Source organism: Flavobacterium urumqiense, assembly GCF_900108015.1.
In the GTDB taxonomy this organism is placed as follows: domain Bacteria; phylum Bacteroidota; class Bacteroidia; order Flavobacteriales; family Flavobacteriaceae; genus Flavobacterium; species Flavobacterium urumqiense.
Map to the genome: position 1 here is coordinate 171002 of NZ_FNVP01000003.1, position 14435 is coordinate 185436.

Here is a 14435-nt window from a genome sequence, read left to right on the forward strand (position 1 = left end):
TTATGATATGTTTGAAAACCATTTTTGAAAATAACCACCTAATAATGGCATCGGTTTTGTTTCTCCTTTTATAGCACTAAAAATTCCGTACGACCATAAAACGGAAACGAAAATCCACATCGGTGCAGAAATTAGTAAACTGTCAAAATTACTGATAATCAATCCTAATGATATAAATGTTAGTGTGATACCTAATCCTTGACGAATATGAAAAGACGCAAAAGTATTTTTATCTTCTGAGTTCATTGACATTGCTATGAAAACACCAATGCCCAAAATATAACTTGTGATGGCTGCGGTTTTTCCTGTTTCGATAGTGTTATTCATTTTTTTATGCTAAAATTATTTTTCTTTGATTGACGATTCCGTAGACTTTTCCTTTGATTTCCATTCCAAGAAAAGCAGAGTTTTTTGATTTTGATAAGATGTTCGATTTGGTAAAAATACTTTTCGGTTTTGGATTGAATAAGGTTAGATTGGCTTTTAAGGCTTCCTCGATGGAGTGACTTTCGATACTAAAAACAGCTTTTCCTGCAGTCAATTTTTCGATTATAGTTTCTAATGGAAGAACCGTCATCAAAGCACCAAAAGCACTTTCTAACCCAATTGTTCCATTTTTGGCGGTGTCAAATTCCATTTTTTTATGTTCAATGTCTATCGGGTTATGGTCTGATGTGATCATATCAATCGTTCCGTCTTTTATTCCTTTTAATAATGCCTTTCTATCCGTTTCTGTTCGTAATGGTGGTGAAACTTTATATCGGGTATCGAATCCTTCTAATGTTGAATCGGTTAAAACCAAATGATGCACTGCGACGCTGCAAGTTATATTCAATCCTTTGGCTTTCGCTTCTTTGATTAATTGCACCGATCTAGCAGTTGAAATGGTTGGAATATGTAATTTTCCTCCAGTATATTCTAGTAAGAACAGATTTCGTGCGATTTGTAATTCTTCGGCAAGATTTGGAATTCCTTTTAGTCCCAATTGGGTAGAAACAAGACCTTCATTAGCGACACCGCTTCCTTTTAATTTGTCGTCTTGAGCAAATGCAATTACGAGCCCATCAAAATCCTGCACATATTGCAATGCTATTTTAAGCAAATTGGCATTATCCAAACTTTTAGTATAATCTCCAAAAGCTACAGCACCAGATTTCTGCATATCATACAGTTCCGCCATGTCTTTTCCTTCGCTTTCTTTGGTCAAAGCCCCAATTGGGAAAAGTTGCGTGGCAAATCCATGCGCTTTGTTCAATACAAAATTAACTTGTGATTGATTGTCAATAATAGGGGAGGAGTTTGGTTGTAGTGCAATTGCGGTAAAACCACTTTTTGAAGCAGTATTAAGTCCGTTTCCAATAGTTTCTCTGTCTTCATAACCAGGTTCTCCAAAGGAAACGCTACTGTCAAACCAACCTTGTGAGACATGTAAATTATCGAGTTTTACCTCTTCAGCATTTTCGGAATTTGGAAGATCAACTCCAATTTTTTTTATAAAACCATCAACAATTAAAATATCTAAAGTCTGGTTATGAAAGGGACTTTTTGAATCAATAATTTTTGCTTCTCTGATGATTATTTTCATAGGTATTTTTTAATTATTTGAACTTCGTTACTATTTCACGAATCTTATAATAGCCATTTCAGCTAGTAGAAATAACAGCGCAAAGATAACAAACCATTTCCAAATTTGATTATCGGTTTTGTTAGTTTGTAGTGTATCAAAAAATGTTGAAGTAGAATCGATTATTTTGTAATTGGAAAGTAGGTTTTCATTGGCTTGAGCCAAATCACTTTCGGTTCGATTAAAATTGAAACTGATGTTTTCCAACCAGTCTTTTTTATTATATATTCCAAAGTTTCCAGCTTGTTCCGGATAGTCATTGAAATTCATTTTGATCTTATTGTTAAGAATTTGTTGAACAGGAATGAATTGTTCTTCGGCACCTTTTACAATTAAAATATCGTCTTTGTTTAATGAAGCGGCAGTTAAATGTGGATTGTTATTCCCTATTATCAAAGCATTTATGTTGTTGTTTTGATTGTTTAGTGCCATCTTATAAAAAGTAGGCACAATTAATGGCGATTGTTGGAAATTTGAATTTTTGGTGTTAATTGGTGCCGAGAAAACATAAACTGCTGACAGAGGATTTTGTATTGAAGTCAAGAAAACGCTTTGATCTTCATAAGAAAATATGGCAGGACTTGAACTGGATAGTGCAAATGAATTTTTTGTTTTTGGATATTGAAAATTGTTGACCTTATTCTCAAAAACGGTGTTAAATAATGGATGACTGAAATTAATTTTAGTGATTAATTTTTCTTTATTTTCTAAAAAAATGAATTTTACGGTACCAAAATTCATTAAAAACGCATTCATATTTGCACTTGTGGACGAAGCCGACGGAATCACAATCAGATTACCTCCTTTTTCTACAAATGATTTTAATGTGGTTTGTAATGCTTGCGGAATTTCATCGAGTTCATTTAAAACAATGGCATCTTGATCTTGCAGTTTATTGTAATCCAGTGAGCCAACAGTGAAATTGTTATAAACGAATTCATTATCGGTATATATTCTGGATAAAAAATTACTTTTTTCTGCTTCGCCAATACTGATGACGTTAATTTTTTTGGTTTTAGAAATGCTAAAATAATATGTGTTGTCATACACTAAACCATTGTCAACTATAGAAACATAACCGTGAAAAGTTTGTTTGGGTATTGTAAAAAGGATACTTTTTTTCTTCGTTTCAAAGTTTACTGTGGTCTTAGCGATGAGTTTATTTTGATTGTATACAGAAATTGGAATAGCATTAAAATCTTCGCCATAAGCCTTTAATTCAATGCTGATTTCGTAAAAATCATCAGATGCTCCCTTGATGAAAACACTGTCAATAGAAACATTATTTTTTTGCTCCGCTTTTGGAATTATAAATTTCAAAGAATTGATTGCATTACTACTTTTAAGTTGTTTTTGGTTTAAACCAATGGCATCTGTAATTATTACAACATCTTTTTTGAAAGCTGATTTACGAGCTTTTAATTGTGCCATTATGTTGTCTAATTGGAATGGTATAGCACTATATTTAAGTTTTTGTAAGTTATTCCGAATCGATTTTATATCAGTGTTCCAATAATTTTCGGAATTGGTAAGTAAAGAAAAATGTAAGTTATCAGGAGTTTCTTCCAGTAGTTCCTGAACGGCACGTTTTAACAATTCTCCCTTTCTTCCTTTGGCTTGCATGCTAAAGGAATTGTCTAGGATAATATATATTTCATTGGTAGAATTTTCTTTTTCAATTGCTTTAAAAGTTGGTTGTGCAAAAGCAATGATGACACAAGTGAGCAGTAATAAACGAGTACTGAGAAGCAACAATTTTTTTATTTTGGAACTTTTTCTGGTTTGTATGGAGAGTTCTTTTAAGAAACGAACGTTCGTGAAATATTCTTTTTTGAAACGGCGTAATTGAAATAAATGAACCAAAATTGGTACAATCAATAATAATAGAAAGTATAAAATTTCAGGATTTTTAAAATACATTCTGATGTTGAGTTTACGTCACTTTATTCTGTTTTCAATGGAGTTCATTAAATCAGATTATTCAAAAATACGAATTTGTTAACAGTTTTTGATGAAGTTGTTGAATTTTTTCAAAGGAACAAATAAATGAGATTCTTTATAAATAATATTGTGTATTTTTAGCTTTCAAATATACTATGTAAACATGAAAAAATATTTTTCCTTTTTCCTTTCTATTTTCGCTTTAGCAATAGTTCAAGCGCAAAAAAGTAAACAAAATTTGATTATTGGAACCTATACAAATAGTTGCGAAAGTAAAGGAATCTATGTTTATGATTTTGACTCAAATACGGCTGATTTTAAGTTGAAAAACACAACTGAAAAGGTCATAAATCCGAGTTATTTGACGGTTTCAAAGGATAATAATTATGTTTATTCGGTAAATGAAAATGGTACCGAAAGTACGGTGAGTTCTTTTGGTTACAATCCTTCCAGCGGGAAATTGAACTTCATCAATAAGCAAAGTTCAAAAGGAGCTGACCCTTGTTATATTATCAATGATGACAAAAATGTAATTGTTGCTAATTATTCTGGTGGAAATATTTCTGTTTTTGGAAAAAATAACGATGGAAGCATTTCTGAAGCCAAACAAGTAATACAACATTATGGAAAAGGAACAAACGAGAAAAGGCAGAAGGGACCTCATGTACACATGGTTCATTTCTCTCCTGATAAAAAGTTTATTTTATCCAATGATTTAGGGAATGATAAAGTTTATTTGTACCAATATAATCCGAATTCTGCCAATGAAACATTGAAAATTAAAGACAGTATTTCTGTCAAATCAGGCAGCGGTCCTAGACATTTGACTTTTAGCAAAGACGGAAAATTTGTTTACTTATTGCAGGAATTAGATGGAGCTTTAACTGTTTTTAGCTACTCTAACGGGGTATTGAAAAAAATTGATGAAACGACCATTTTAGCGAAAGATTTCAAAGGGAATTTCAGTTCAGCGGATATCCATATTTCGCCTGATGGGAAATTTTTATATGCAACAAATAGAGGCGAAGCAAATAGTATTTCAATTTTTAAAATTCTAAAAAATGGAAAATTAGTATTGAAAGGGCAAACAAGTACTTTGGGAAAAGGACCAAGAAATTTCACGATTGATCCTTCTGGTAAATTTCTTTTGGTGGCACATCAATATTCGAATGATGTGGTGATTTTTGCAAGGAATAGAATTACGGGATCGCTAACGGATACTGGAAAAAGAATTAATTTATGTTCACCGGTTTGTTTGGTTTTTACAAAAAATTAAATCTGTAAGACTCAAAAAAAAAGGCTAAAATGATTGTCATTTTTAGCCTTTTCTACTATTATTTATTTTTATCTTTTCTCTTTTTGTCTCTGGTTTTTAGCATGTTTCTATTCACCGAGCCGTGTGTTTTCTTCTTGGTTACACCAGGTCCACCTAAATTGACTTTCTTATTCTTTTTACTTTTCTCTTGAAAAGCACCATCTCCGTCAAGCTTCTGTTTTTTCATCATAAATTTAATCGGTTGTCTGTCTTTTTCAGGTTCGATTAATTTAGATGAAACTTCAACTGTTTCTGGGAAAGTTTCGATTGCTAATTCCATGTTCATCAATACTTCAATCTCGACTTTAAATTCTTCCTCGCGAGGTGCGATAAGACTGACTGCAGTTCCTTTAGCATCGGCACGACCAGTTCTACCAATTCTATGCATATACAATTCGGGCATTTCAGGCATTTCAAAATTGACAACATGGGTGATGTTTGAAATATCCAAACCTCTCGCCATAATATCTGTGGTAATCAAACCACGTAAATTTCCTTCTTGAAATGAAGCCATCGTACTCAAACGATAATTTTGAGATTTGTTGGAGTGAATTACTCCAAATTCTCCTGCAAAATCTTCCTCGATTCGCTCATGAACCATGTCGGAAATTTTCTTATTATTCACAAATACCAAAACACGACTCATGTCTTCATTATTTTGCAATAAATGTTTTAGAAGGTTTATTTTAGTATTAAAGTTGGGAACTTGATAGCTGATTTGTTTGATATTTTCCAATGGAGTTCCTGATGCAGATAAGGTAACTTCTTCCGGATAATCGAAATAGTCATTCAAAATAGCATCTACTTCATCTGTCATGGTTGCCGAAAACAGAATGTTTTGACGTTTTTTTGGCATCATGGCCAAAATAGATGTTAATTGGGTACGGAAACCTAAATTAAGCATCTCATCAAACTCATCGATTACCAATTTTTGCATTTCTTCAAAACGAATCACATTATCCAGCGTTAAATCCATGATTCTTCCCGGGGTTCCCACTAATATGTCACAACCTTGATAAACGGTTGTTTTTTGAGTATTAATGTTGACACCTCCAAAAATACCAACGGTACGAACCGACATGTATTTTGTCAATTTTTCTACCTCTTCCACTACCTGTACTACAAGTTCGCGCGTAGGAACCAGAATTACTATTTTAGGAGTATGTCCCGGAGTAAATTTATATAATTTCAATAAAGGCAATAGATATGCAAATGTTTTACCCGTACCTGTTTGAGCAATACCCATCATGTCTCTTCCTGACATTATCACAGAAAAAGTTTTTTCCTGAATAGGAGTAGGTGTTGTAAATCCTAAATCGTCTATTGCTTTTTGTACAGATTTAGGAAGATTGAATTGCTCAAAAGTAGTCATTTGCTTAAATTTTTTGCAAAGATAGTCTTTTTGAATGTAACGATAGAATAAGATTTTAAACCTATGGTTTATAGTAGTTTACGATGTGAGTTCTGTGATTTAAGAATGCTATCTAATTGCTCAGTATTTTTTACTTAAACTTTAATTCCCAAGATAAATTAAGTGAATAAATCCAAAAATAATTCCCTGGGTCAAATATTATTTCTTGGTGGGTAACCGCAAATTGTGTACCCCAAGCATTTTGCTTGTTTGACGTAGTGAAATAATATCCGACATTAAATTTTTGGGACTTTAAATTTAAGATTGAAGCTTCGTTGCCGCTAAAATTGAACTGATTTGTTTCTGGTGAAAATCCAATTCCTAACGAAAGACCTAAATAATTGTCCGCATCGCTGCGGTACTTGCGGTAGGAGAGCGTTCCAGAGCTACTAGTACCTGCACCGCCAGGGGTGATATAAGGACGAAATGACCAATAACTATTACCCGTGTACCAGCCAACTGAACCAGTATATATAGTAGTTGTTGTGGTATACTTTAAAGTTCGGAATCCTAAGGAAACTTCAAAACTTTTAGGTAAGGATTTGTACAATTCAGCACCATATCTGACATCTGGAAATAGAAATGAATTTGATAATCCAATATTAAGATAAGCGTAGAATCCTTTTGAAATTTTTGGATATAAATCTACTTCATATTGTAAACCATTTTCCTGGAATCTTCTATTGAAATTTACTTTACCAATGATACTTCCGTATTTTGTTTGACGACCATATTTAAGAGTATGATATTGCATTGGATCAAATACTGATGAATATAAATCAATAGCTGAATTAATTCCAATGGTATTATGACGTGCTTTTACATTTAAATTTACTTTAAAATCTTTAGCTTTTTGATCTTCTGGATTTTTATCCAATATTAATTCAACAGTGTTTAAAGCGTCAATTGGATTGTTTGTACTTTCTTGTGCGGTAGCTTTTAAATACAAAATTTCAGAATCGTCTGGAAAAATTTTCAATGCTATTGCAGTCATTTCTAAAGCTGCAAAAGGCATATCTGCCCATAATTCGTTTTTTATTGCTGCTGTCCAAGTGCTTTTGTTTTTAGCATCTTTTTCTAAAATATAAGCAAATTCTTTTCTTGCTTTTTTATACTCAGAATCCCAAGAATAGGTGGTCGCTAAAAAAGAACGAATTTCGTTATAGTCTGGATATTTAGTAAGAATATACAACAAGGTATCCTGCGCTTGTTTGCGATGCTGATTGAAAGCTAAATTTCGAGCATTTTCAAAAGAGGTGTCCGGATTTCCGCTAAATTTAATTTCTTGACCGGACACTTGAAAAACTCCAAAAAATGCAATTATATATGTAATTTTAATAATTAATTTTGAAATCATTTTTTTAAGGATTTTTTAAAATTTGAGTATTCGCTGTTTTCAGGATGTATCGTACTATGACGCAAACTCTTTTTAATAATTTTTGATAATAAATTTTGACATCTCATCATTTGTCAGGAATCCATGTAAAAGAATTGGTTTTTCCTTGGAATTAATCAATTTTTTTAACGCCTCCAAATCCTTTTGATTAATAGTTTGAGTAAATGGATAATGCACGTAATTCGTTGCGTGATCTGAAAGAAGCTTTTCTTCTTTGGTAATCCATGGTTGGTTGGTTGGTACATTATTGTCAAGCAGCGAAATCACAGTTTTGAAATAGTCGTTTAGAACAAACATGGTGTATTCATCATCAGTCGGGTATGGCGTTAAATAAACTCCTTCTTCCAATTTAAAATAATTCCCCCTGGTCCAAGTAGGCAGGTCTTCTATTTTGCGAATTGTCGTTCTTCCTTTTGAACTGGTTTTAACACCGAATTTTTTTGCGGCTGATTTAAAAATATTTACCCTGTCGCGCCCCAGATAGCAATGTACATAATAAAGTCCCTTCTCCTTTTCAATAAACTTCTTTGCATCTTGCAGAGTTTTTCCATTTTCCGAAATCCAAGGCATCATCGGCATATTAATTAACTTGATACCGTATTTTTTAGCAAGTTCATTTTCGTCTTTAAGCAAAGCAGGTTCTGCTGGAATTACCATTTCATGCAGCAATGTTATTATTCCGTCGTATCCTTTTTCCTTGAGGGATTTTATCATTTCTTCATTTGGATAGGAACCATAAACAAATTCCAGCTGTTTATATTGATCTTCTCGGATTTTTACATTTTTTGTTGCAGTTTCTCCAGAATAGCGTATTAGCCATTGAGGGTTAAAACTAAAAATGTAGACTGAAGTTATAAGAATCAACGTTAATATTCCCGGGATAAACAATTTAACAGCTTTGTTTTCTGATTTTTTTATTATTCTTTTAAAGAAAAGTGCCAGTAAAAAAGCAACAATTACATAGACGATGATAATCAGTTTTCCTAAAATATTTTCTTTGGAGACTTCCATATCTGTTGAACGCGCATATTCGGCCATCCATTTTGACGGTCCTGCTAATATTACCCACAAACCCAAAGGGAATCCAATGCATAACCAAAGATATAAGAATAAGAGTGTTGACTTAATTTTGTTATTATTTCCCATATTTATTTTAAAAATAAGATTGTGTTTTTTGATATATTTTAAACTTGTTTGCCAATATAGTTTCTTTAATTTTATTCCTATTTCCTTTTCTTATAAAAATGTTAATTACATTCTTTTTTGCAATAAAAAATATATTCTGTGGGAGTGTTTTTTATGGACTTTATGGAACACTAATTAAAGATTTGTTCAAATTTTTTAAAATTAAACTTTATGTATAAAACCTGACTAAAATACGCGTTATCCACTAATTTATCGGACGAATCCTGAATTATTCCCATTCCCTTTTCTTTTGAAAAAAAGGAAAAAGGTATTGATCCAATCACAGAATTAATATTTTCATTGGTGTGCTTTTTTATGTTTTCGGCGCCATCATTAATTATTACTAATCTGCTATCCGATATTTCACTTTCCACTTGTTTACAAAAATCTTTATTAACTTCAAAACCAAATACTTTTGAAGGGCAAGAGATATTATTTAGAATTTCTCTAGTAATATTTCCATGTCCCATGCCAAATTCAACAATAATTTTGTTTTGCTCTTAAGGGATATATTTACAAATTTCAATCTCTGTATTTCTGCTGGTTTCTGTAATTGCGCCAACAACAAATAAATTTTTTGTAAATGTTATCGACGTTTTTAATTTTTATATCATTTCTTGTTATTATTTTTTATTTAGTTGCAGATAATTACATAAAGTTAATTTCTGATATTTAACGTATTAATATATCGCATAATTTAAATTTATTTTAAAGATTTTTTAAAATTTAGGTAGTCATTGTTTTTGGGATATTTTTTAATGATACTATCAATAATCTTATTAGATTTTACAAGGTTGTTCGTTTTTTGGTATGCTTGAGCCAATTTATAACCCAATTCGGCATCATTTATTTGATTGCCTAATGCTTGTTCGCCGATAGCCACTGCTTTTTTATTTTGGTTTGACCACCAATACACATCAATCAGTGCTAAATAGGAATCACCAAAAAAAGGGGTTCTGTTGATTACTTCCAATAATTCTTTTTCAGCATTTTTATAATCGCCATCCCAAGCTAATATTCGCCCTTTCAGAGTTCTAACGTCGCCATAATTAGGAAGGTCATTCAGAATATAATTGCATAATAATAGTGCTTTTTCGCGCTCTTTTTTGAATGCTAAATCTCTTGCTAAAAAGAATGTGTGGTCGTGATCCAATCCTTTTGTTAATTTCTTAATGGTCGAAAATTCTTCAGCAGTAAACGTATATGTAGGTTTCTTAAAGCTTGATGCAGCGTTGGTAATTTTATTTTTTGTAGTCAAATAAGCATTTAATTTTTTAAAATCAGTAAAAGAACTGCTTACCGTTTCCGTCATGTCGTTGTCCGTCTCACTCAGATTAAAATTTTCATCAATTTTAAACATATTCTCATCAGAATAGAAATAGTCTTTATAAATATAGTCATTGATGCTTCCTTTGTATCTCATCAACGGAATACTATGAATGTTTCTAAATTGTCTCACGGTGTCCAGTCCCTGGCCAAGCCATGTCGTTTTTTCTATTTTATTGAATGCATAATTATTCGTTAAAAAAGAAACTAAACTTGGCGTCACATCAGTGTGCGAAGAAATAGATTTGAATTTTGCCGTTTTCTTCAACAGGGGACTAAAAATGTATAGCGGTACATGAAAGCGCGATAAATTGTCTTTTGGAGGAATAGGGATTAATCGGTGATCTCCTGTAATTACAAAAATGGTGTTTGCATAATCCGGTCTTTTAGAATACGCTTCCATAAAACTTTGAAGAGAATTATCAGTGTACAAAAGGCAAGAAAAAATGTCTTTGTATTCGCTCATTCTATTTTGGTCTGAATCCGATTTTGTTTTCAAAATACGATCCACTTTTTCTAAGTACGCCTTTTTGGATGGGAAATCAAAAGGTTCGTGATTGGTAAGAGTCATTATGATATCCAATCGCGGTTCTTTTTTTACTTTTAACTCCTCTAATGTTTTTCGGTATATTTCAGCATCTGGGAAACCCCATGAGAAACCTCCGGAATTTTCTTTTGTTTTTACATATCCAGGTCCAAATTTATTAATATCGATGATTTTGTCGATACCGTTATATTCCAGAAAATTACTTTTTCTGTCAAATGTAGATTCATCGCCAGAATAATATGTGGTCGTATAACCGTTTGATTTTAAAATGCTAATTAGTGAGTTGTGTTTTGGTAACGGATTCAATTCCATAAATCCATTTTCTCCAAAAGGTAATGAACCCATTAACGAGGGCAGTGCACCAAATGTTCTTCCGGCATTACTTACGAAGTTCTCCCAATATAATGATTTTGAGGCCAATGAATCTAAGTAAGGAGTAAATCCTTTATATTCACCATCGTCAGTAAAATCACTTCCCAAACCTTCTATGATGATAAAAACCACATTTGGTTTTTCTTTTTGAATAGTAAAAAAGGGGCCCAGAACGTCTTTAGTATCTTCAGCTGCTTTTTCTAACGGAAATTCTTTCTTAAAACTAAGATTGCCTTCAGAAGCGGAAGCTATATCGTTTTGAGTTCTTATAATATCACTCAACAAGAAATTTATTTTATTTTGGGAAACAGGTTTGATACCGCTGGCAAGTAATAAATTGATAACTCCAAAAATAAAAATGACAGAAAGTAAAATTTTGGTATTAATATTATGTCCAAAGGATTGGAAAAGCCAAATTAATCCAAGATAAACAATAGGTAAAATTATAAAAGGTAAAAATAATAAGAACGATAGTGATAAAGAGGCCGTGACAGTTGTATGCATATCGCTCAACGAATAACCCAAGAGATCTGCTCCAAGATTGATGTGAGTGGTTAGACTGTATCCTATTAAAGCAAGTTGAATGATAACAATAATAGAGAATACTATCTTGATAACGATTATTCCTAAAGATTTCTTAATGTATTTTAAGATTAAGTAAAGTGGGAAGAATAATAATCCAATTAGTGTTCCAGTAAAAAAGTCGTTCACTAATTTATAGGCAAATAATTGTATTTCAAAATTTTTTAATATTTCAATTAAACTTAATAAGCAAAAAACAATGATCAAGGAAACAGTTGCATAAATATATTCTAAACTGTTTTTGTAAGTAAATTTAATCTTCATTTAAAAGTATTTTTTAATATTTTAAGCTTTAGTCATTCCTTTTCTAGTCATTGCGCCCCATTTCTTCTTTTTGTTGAAATAGTAGTCTTTATTTCCCACTATAGCGGCATACAATATAAAGGGATGTACAACAAAAGGTTCCAAGAAAGCAATCATTATCATTTTGAAACCAGTACCTTTCTTCTTATATTGATGATAGGTAAGCTCTTCTGAAATGATAGCTGCAATTGAAAATAATACTGTAAATAAATACGCTAAAAGAATAAATGCGATGGTATAATCCCATCTTACTTGCTGATAAAAAATAAGATATGCAAAATATATTACGCCTAAAACTTCTACTATAGGGGCCATCCTTTCAAATAAAAACCAATAAGGATAGCTTAGAGTACCCATAGAACTGTATTTCCGATTGAATCCAATTTTTCTATGTTTTCTGAGTGTTTCAATAGTTCCTCGCGTCCATCTGTTTCTTTGAGAAATAAATGTTTTGTAATTATCAGGCGCTTCCGTCCAGCAAAGCGGATCTGGAATGTAAGCGACTTTGTATTTGAGTTTTTTTTCCTCCATAAAGCGTCTCATACGAACAATAATTTCCATATCTTCTCCCACCGTATTCGTATCGTATCCGCCTACCTCAATGGCTATCTTTTTGTCAAATAAACCAAAAGCACCTGAGATTACTAATAATCCATTTAACCTGCTCCATGCCATTCTTCCTAATAAAAAAGCTCTTAGGTATTCGAGAATTTGACCTTTTTCGAGCATTTTTTCAGGAAGGTTAACATCAAGTAGTTTGCCTTCCTTAATGACACAAGAATTTGCGATTCGTATCACCCCTCCAGCCGCTATAACTACTTTGTCAGTAGTTTCGAGAAATGGTTTTACTAATTTTAACAGCGCATCTTCTATTAACAAACAATCTACATCAATACAAGCAACATATTTGTTTGCACTAATATTAAGGCCCATATTTAAGGCATCTGCTTTTCCTCCGTTTTCTTTATCAACTACAATTAATTTTTCAAATGCTGGATTAGTTGATTTGTAAATTCCTTTTCTTAACGGTTGGGTTGGAATTTGCTCATTAATAAGGAAATCGACGCAAATTAGGTTGTAAGCATCGATAAGTTTCTCAAGGCTGTCGTCTTTACTTCCGTCATTTATAATAATTACATCATAATTTGCATAATGTGAAGAAAGTAATGATCTCACGTTTTCAATAATGTTTAAGCTTTCATTATAAGCAGGTGCAATAATTGAAATGGAAGGAGATATATTAGAAGATAATATTTTATTGTAGTTAACAAATTTATTTTTTTGTGTGTATGCAACTGTTTCAAATACAGATATTATACCTAAAGTGATATAGGAACCTATTATCATAAAGCTGTATAAAAAAAATAAAAAATGAATAATAGAAATCATATTTTGTATTTAAAAGAAATTAATTGGCTTCTATATATTTTACCATTCGGACAAATTCAGGCTCTAATGTCAAATTCTTAAAGCAATTAAACTCTTCAATATTCAAATTCTTTAAAATTTTAAGCGCTGAGAATTTGATTTCAAAATTTGGATTAAGAATATGTTCCAATATAAAAGGTTTATCTTTTATTTCATATAGATTTTCCATCATCTCAAAAAAAGCAATTTGTTCTTCTAAAGTAAGTTCATTAAATTTATTTTTTAAAATTATTTTAGCGTCAATAATATTCAAATAGCTTAGAAGATGAATTACATCAATCCGTATTTTTATATTTTGGTGGTCCAAAAGGGCTATTAACTCGTCTCTAACTCCATACTGATTGTATATTTTAGCAAGTTTTAAAGCAAAAAATACCACAGAATTATTAGTTGATTTTAACCATAAATTTATGCTTGTAACACGTTGATTGCTATTTAATTGAAGTGCTTCTAATAATTGAATCTGATCCCATTCAGATATTGGTGTAGTAATATTATTTAAAAAATCAAGTCCATCAAAATGAAATAAATTAATCAAGTACAATTGCATAGCAATGCGTACTTCTGTTTTGGGATGGTTAATATGGATTTTAACTTGATCCTGAACTTCTTTTACATGGAAAAGTGTAAGTTCTCTAATTCCGTCTGCTATACTATTCCACTTTCTGCTTTTTAATTTAGATAATGAATAATCCAAAAGTCCAGTTTGAATGTATAGTTTATGAATAGATTCAGCCATTTCTCCAGAGATTTCATAATTTAATTTTAATAATGTCGAGATTAAAATGTCTCTTTTAAAAGGTTCAGACGTATTAGATTTAAATTGATCAATGATTGATTTTTGCTCAAAACTTACTTCATCTATTTCATTTCCGGCATATAGATAATTTATTACCGCAGTTTCAAACTCTTTTTCTATTTTATTTTTTAAATTTTCATTTTTTCTTAAAAAACTCCTTAAATATTTCAGGTAAGCAATTGTTGTCATAATAAAGAAAATTATCA

The 14435-nt window shown here is 31.5% G+C and carries 11 protein-coding genes; 1 reads left to right on the top strand and 10 read right to left on the bottom strand.

The window, feature by feature from the left end; all coding sequences use genetic code 11:
* From C4S35_RS05740 to C4S35_RS05750, 3 genes are read right to left on the bottom strand one after another with little or no spacing between them, the layout of a single operon-like run.
* Complete coding sequence (locus C4S35_RS05740; RefSeq protein ID WP_103999260.1) at positions 1 to 327, bottom strand: hypothetical protein; 327 nt, start codon at positions 325 to 327, stop codon at positions 1 to 3.
* Positions 328 to 331: 4 nt separating this feature from the next.
* Positions 332 to 1585 (bottom strand): dihydroorotase, encoded by a 1254-nt coding sequence (locus C4S35_RS05745; protein ID WP_103999261.1) that lies wholly within the window; start codon positions 1583 to 1585, stop codon positions 332 to 334.
* Between the two features lie 30 nt (positions 1586 to 1615).
* Entirely contained in the window at positions 1616 to 3544 is a 1929-nt protein-coding gene (locus tag C4S35_RS05750; protein ID WP_103999262.1) for a vWA domain-containing protein, read from the bottom strand.
* Positions 3545 to 3728: 184 nt separating this feature from the next.
* Here C4S35_RS05750 and C4S35_RS05755 point away from each other — a divergent pair, with 184 nt between their 5' ends.
* A complete protein-coding gene (locus C4S35_RS05755; protein ID WP_103999263.1) occupies positions 3729 to 4841 on the top strand; it encodes a lactonase family protein in 1113 nt (370 codons plus the stop codon).
* 58 nt (positions 4842 to 4899) lie between these two features.
* Here C4S35_RS05755 and C4S35_RS05760 read toward each other — a convergent pair whose 3' ends face one another.
* The 7 genes from C4S35_RS05760 to C4S35_RS05790 form a co-directional block, all read right to left on the bottom strand.
* The gene (locus C4S35_RS05760; RefSeq protein ID WP_103999264.1) at positions 4900 to 6252 is read right to left on the bottom strand and encodes a DEAD/DEAH box helicase; all 1353 of its coding nucleotides are present in this window, start codon (positions 6250 to 6252) and stop codon (positions 4900 to 4902) included.
* A gap of 130 nt (positions 6253 to 6382) precedes the next feature.
* Positions 6383 to 7648, bottom strand: coding sequence for a YaiO family outer membrane beta-barrel protein (locus C4S35_RS05765; protein WP_103999265.1), 1266 nt, complete (start codon positions 7646 to 7648; stop codon positions 6383 to 6385).
* 72 nt (positions 7649 to 7720) lie between these two features.
* Positions 7721 to 8833, bottom strand: coding sequence for a protein-tyrosine phosphatase family protein (locus C4S35_RS05770; protein ID WP_146059520.1), 1113 nt, complete (start codon positions 8831 to 8833; stop codon positions 7721 to 7723).
* A gap of 170 nt (positions 8834 to 9003) precedes the next feature.
* Entirely contained in the window at positions 9004 to 9342 is a 339-nt protein-coding gene (locus C4S35_RS05775; RefSeq protein ID WP_103999267.1) for a hypothetical protein, read from the bottom strand.
* A gap of 233 nt (positions 9343 to 9575) precedes the next feature.
* Positions 9576 to 11963 carry an LTA synthase family protein gene (locus C4S35_RS05780; RefSeq protein WP_103999268.1) on the bottom strand — a complete coding sequence of 796 codons (2388 nt, stop codon included), beginning with the start codon at positions 11961 to 11963 and terminating at the stop codon, positions 9576 to 9578.
* A 21-nt stretch (positions 11964 to 11984) separates the two neighbouring features.
* Entirely contained in the window at positions 11985 to 13349 is a 1365-nt protein-coding gene (locus tag C4S35_RS05785; protein WP_341865120.1) for a glycosyltransferase family 2 protein, read from the bottom strand.
* 61 nt (positions 13350 to 13410) lie between these two features.
* Positions 13411 to 14418, bottom strand: a complete 1008-nt coding sequence (locus tag C4S35_RS05790) for a hypothetical protein (protein ID WP_244175201.1) — start codon at positions 14416 to 14418, stop codon at positions 13411 to 13413.
* Between the last annotated feature and the right edge of the window lie 17 nt (positions 14419 to 14435).

What these genes read in the sequence shown, in the direction of transcription:
- C4S35_RS05740 (WP_103999260.1), bottom strand. Translation starts at nt 327, where the DNA reads ATGAATAACACTATCGAAACAGGAAAAACCGCAGCCATCACAAGTTAT.
- C4S35_RS05745 (WP_103999261.1), bottom strand. Translation starts at nt 1,585, where the DNA reads ATGAAAATAATCATCAGAGAAGCAAAAATTATTGATTCAAAAAGTCCC.
- C4S35_RS05750 (WP_103999262.1), bottom strand. Translation starts at nt 3,544, where the DNA reads ATGTATTTTAAAAATCCTGAAATTTTATACTTTCTATTATTATTGATT.
- C4S35_RS05755 (WP_103999263.1), top strand. Translation starts at nt 3,729, where the DNA reads ATGAAAAAATATTTTTCCTTTTTCCTTTCTATTTTCGCTTTAGCAATA.
- C4S35_RS05760 (WP_103999264.1), bottom strand. Translation starts at nt 6,252, where the DNA reads ATGACTACTTTTGAGCAATTCAATCTTCCTAAATCTGTACAAAAAGCA.
- C4S35_RS05765 (WP_103999265.1), bottom strand. Translation starts at nt 7,648, where the DNA reads ATGATTTCAAAATTAATTATTAAAATTACATATATAATTGCATTTTTT.
- C4S35_RS05770 (WP_146059520.1), bottom strand. Translation starts at nt 8,833, where the DNA reads ATGGGAAATAATAACAAAATTAAGTCAACACTCTTATTCTTATATCTT.
- C4S35_RS05775 (WP_103999267.1), bottom strand. Translation starts at nt 9,342, where the DNA reads ATGGGACATGGAAATATTACTAGAGAAATTCTAAATAATATCTCTTGC.
- C4S35_RS05780 (WP_103999268.1), bottom strand. Translation starts at nt 11,963, where the DNA reads ATGAAGATTAAATTTACTTACAAAAACAGTTTAGAATATATTTATGCA.
- C4S35_RS05785 (WP_341865120.1), bottom strand. Translation starts at nt 13,349, where the DNA reads ATGATAATAGGTTCCTATATCACTTTAGGTATAATATCTGTATTTGAA.
- C4S35_RS05790 (WP_244175201.1), bottom strand. Translation starts at nt 14,418, where the DNA reads ATGACAACAATTGCTTACCTGAAATATTTAAGGAGTTTTTTAAGAAAA.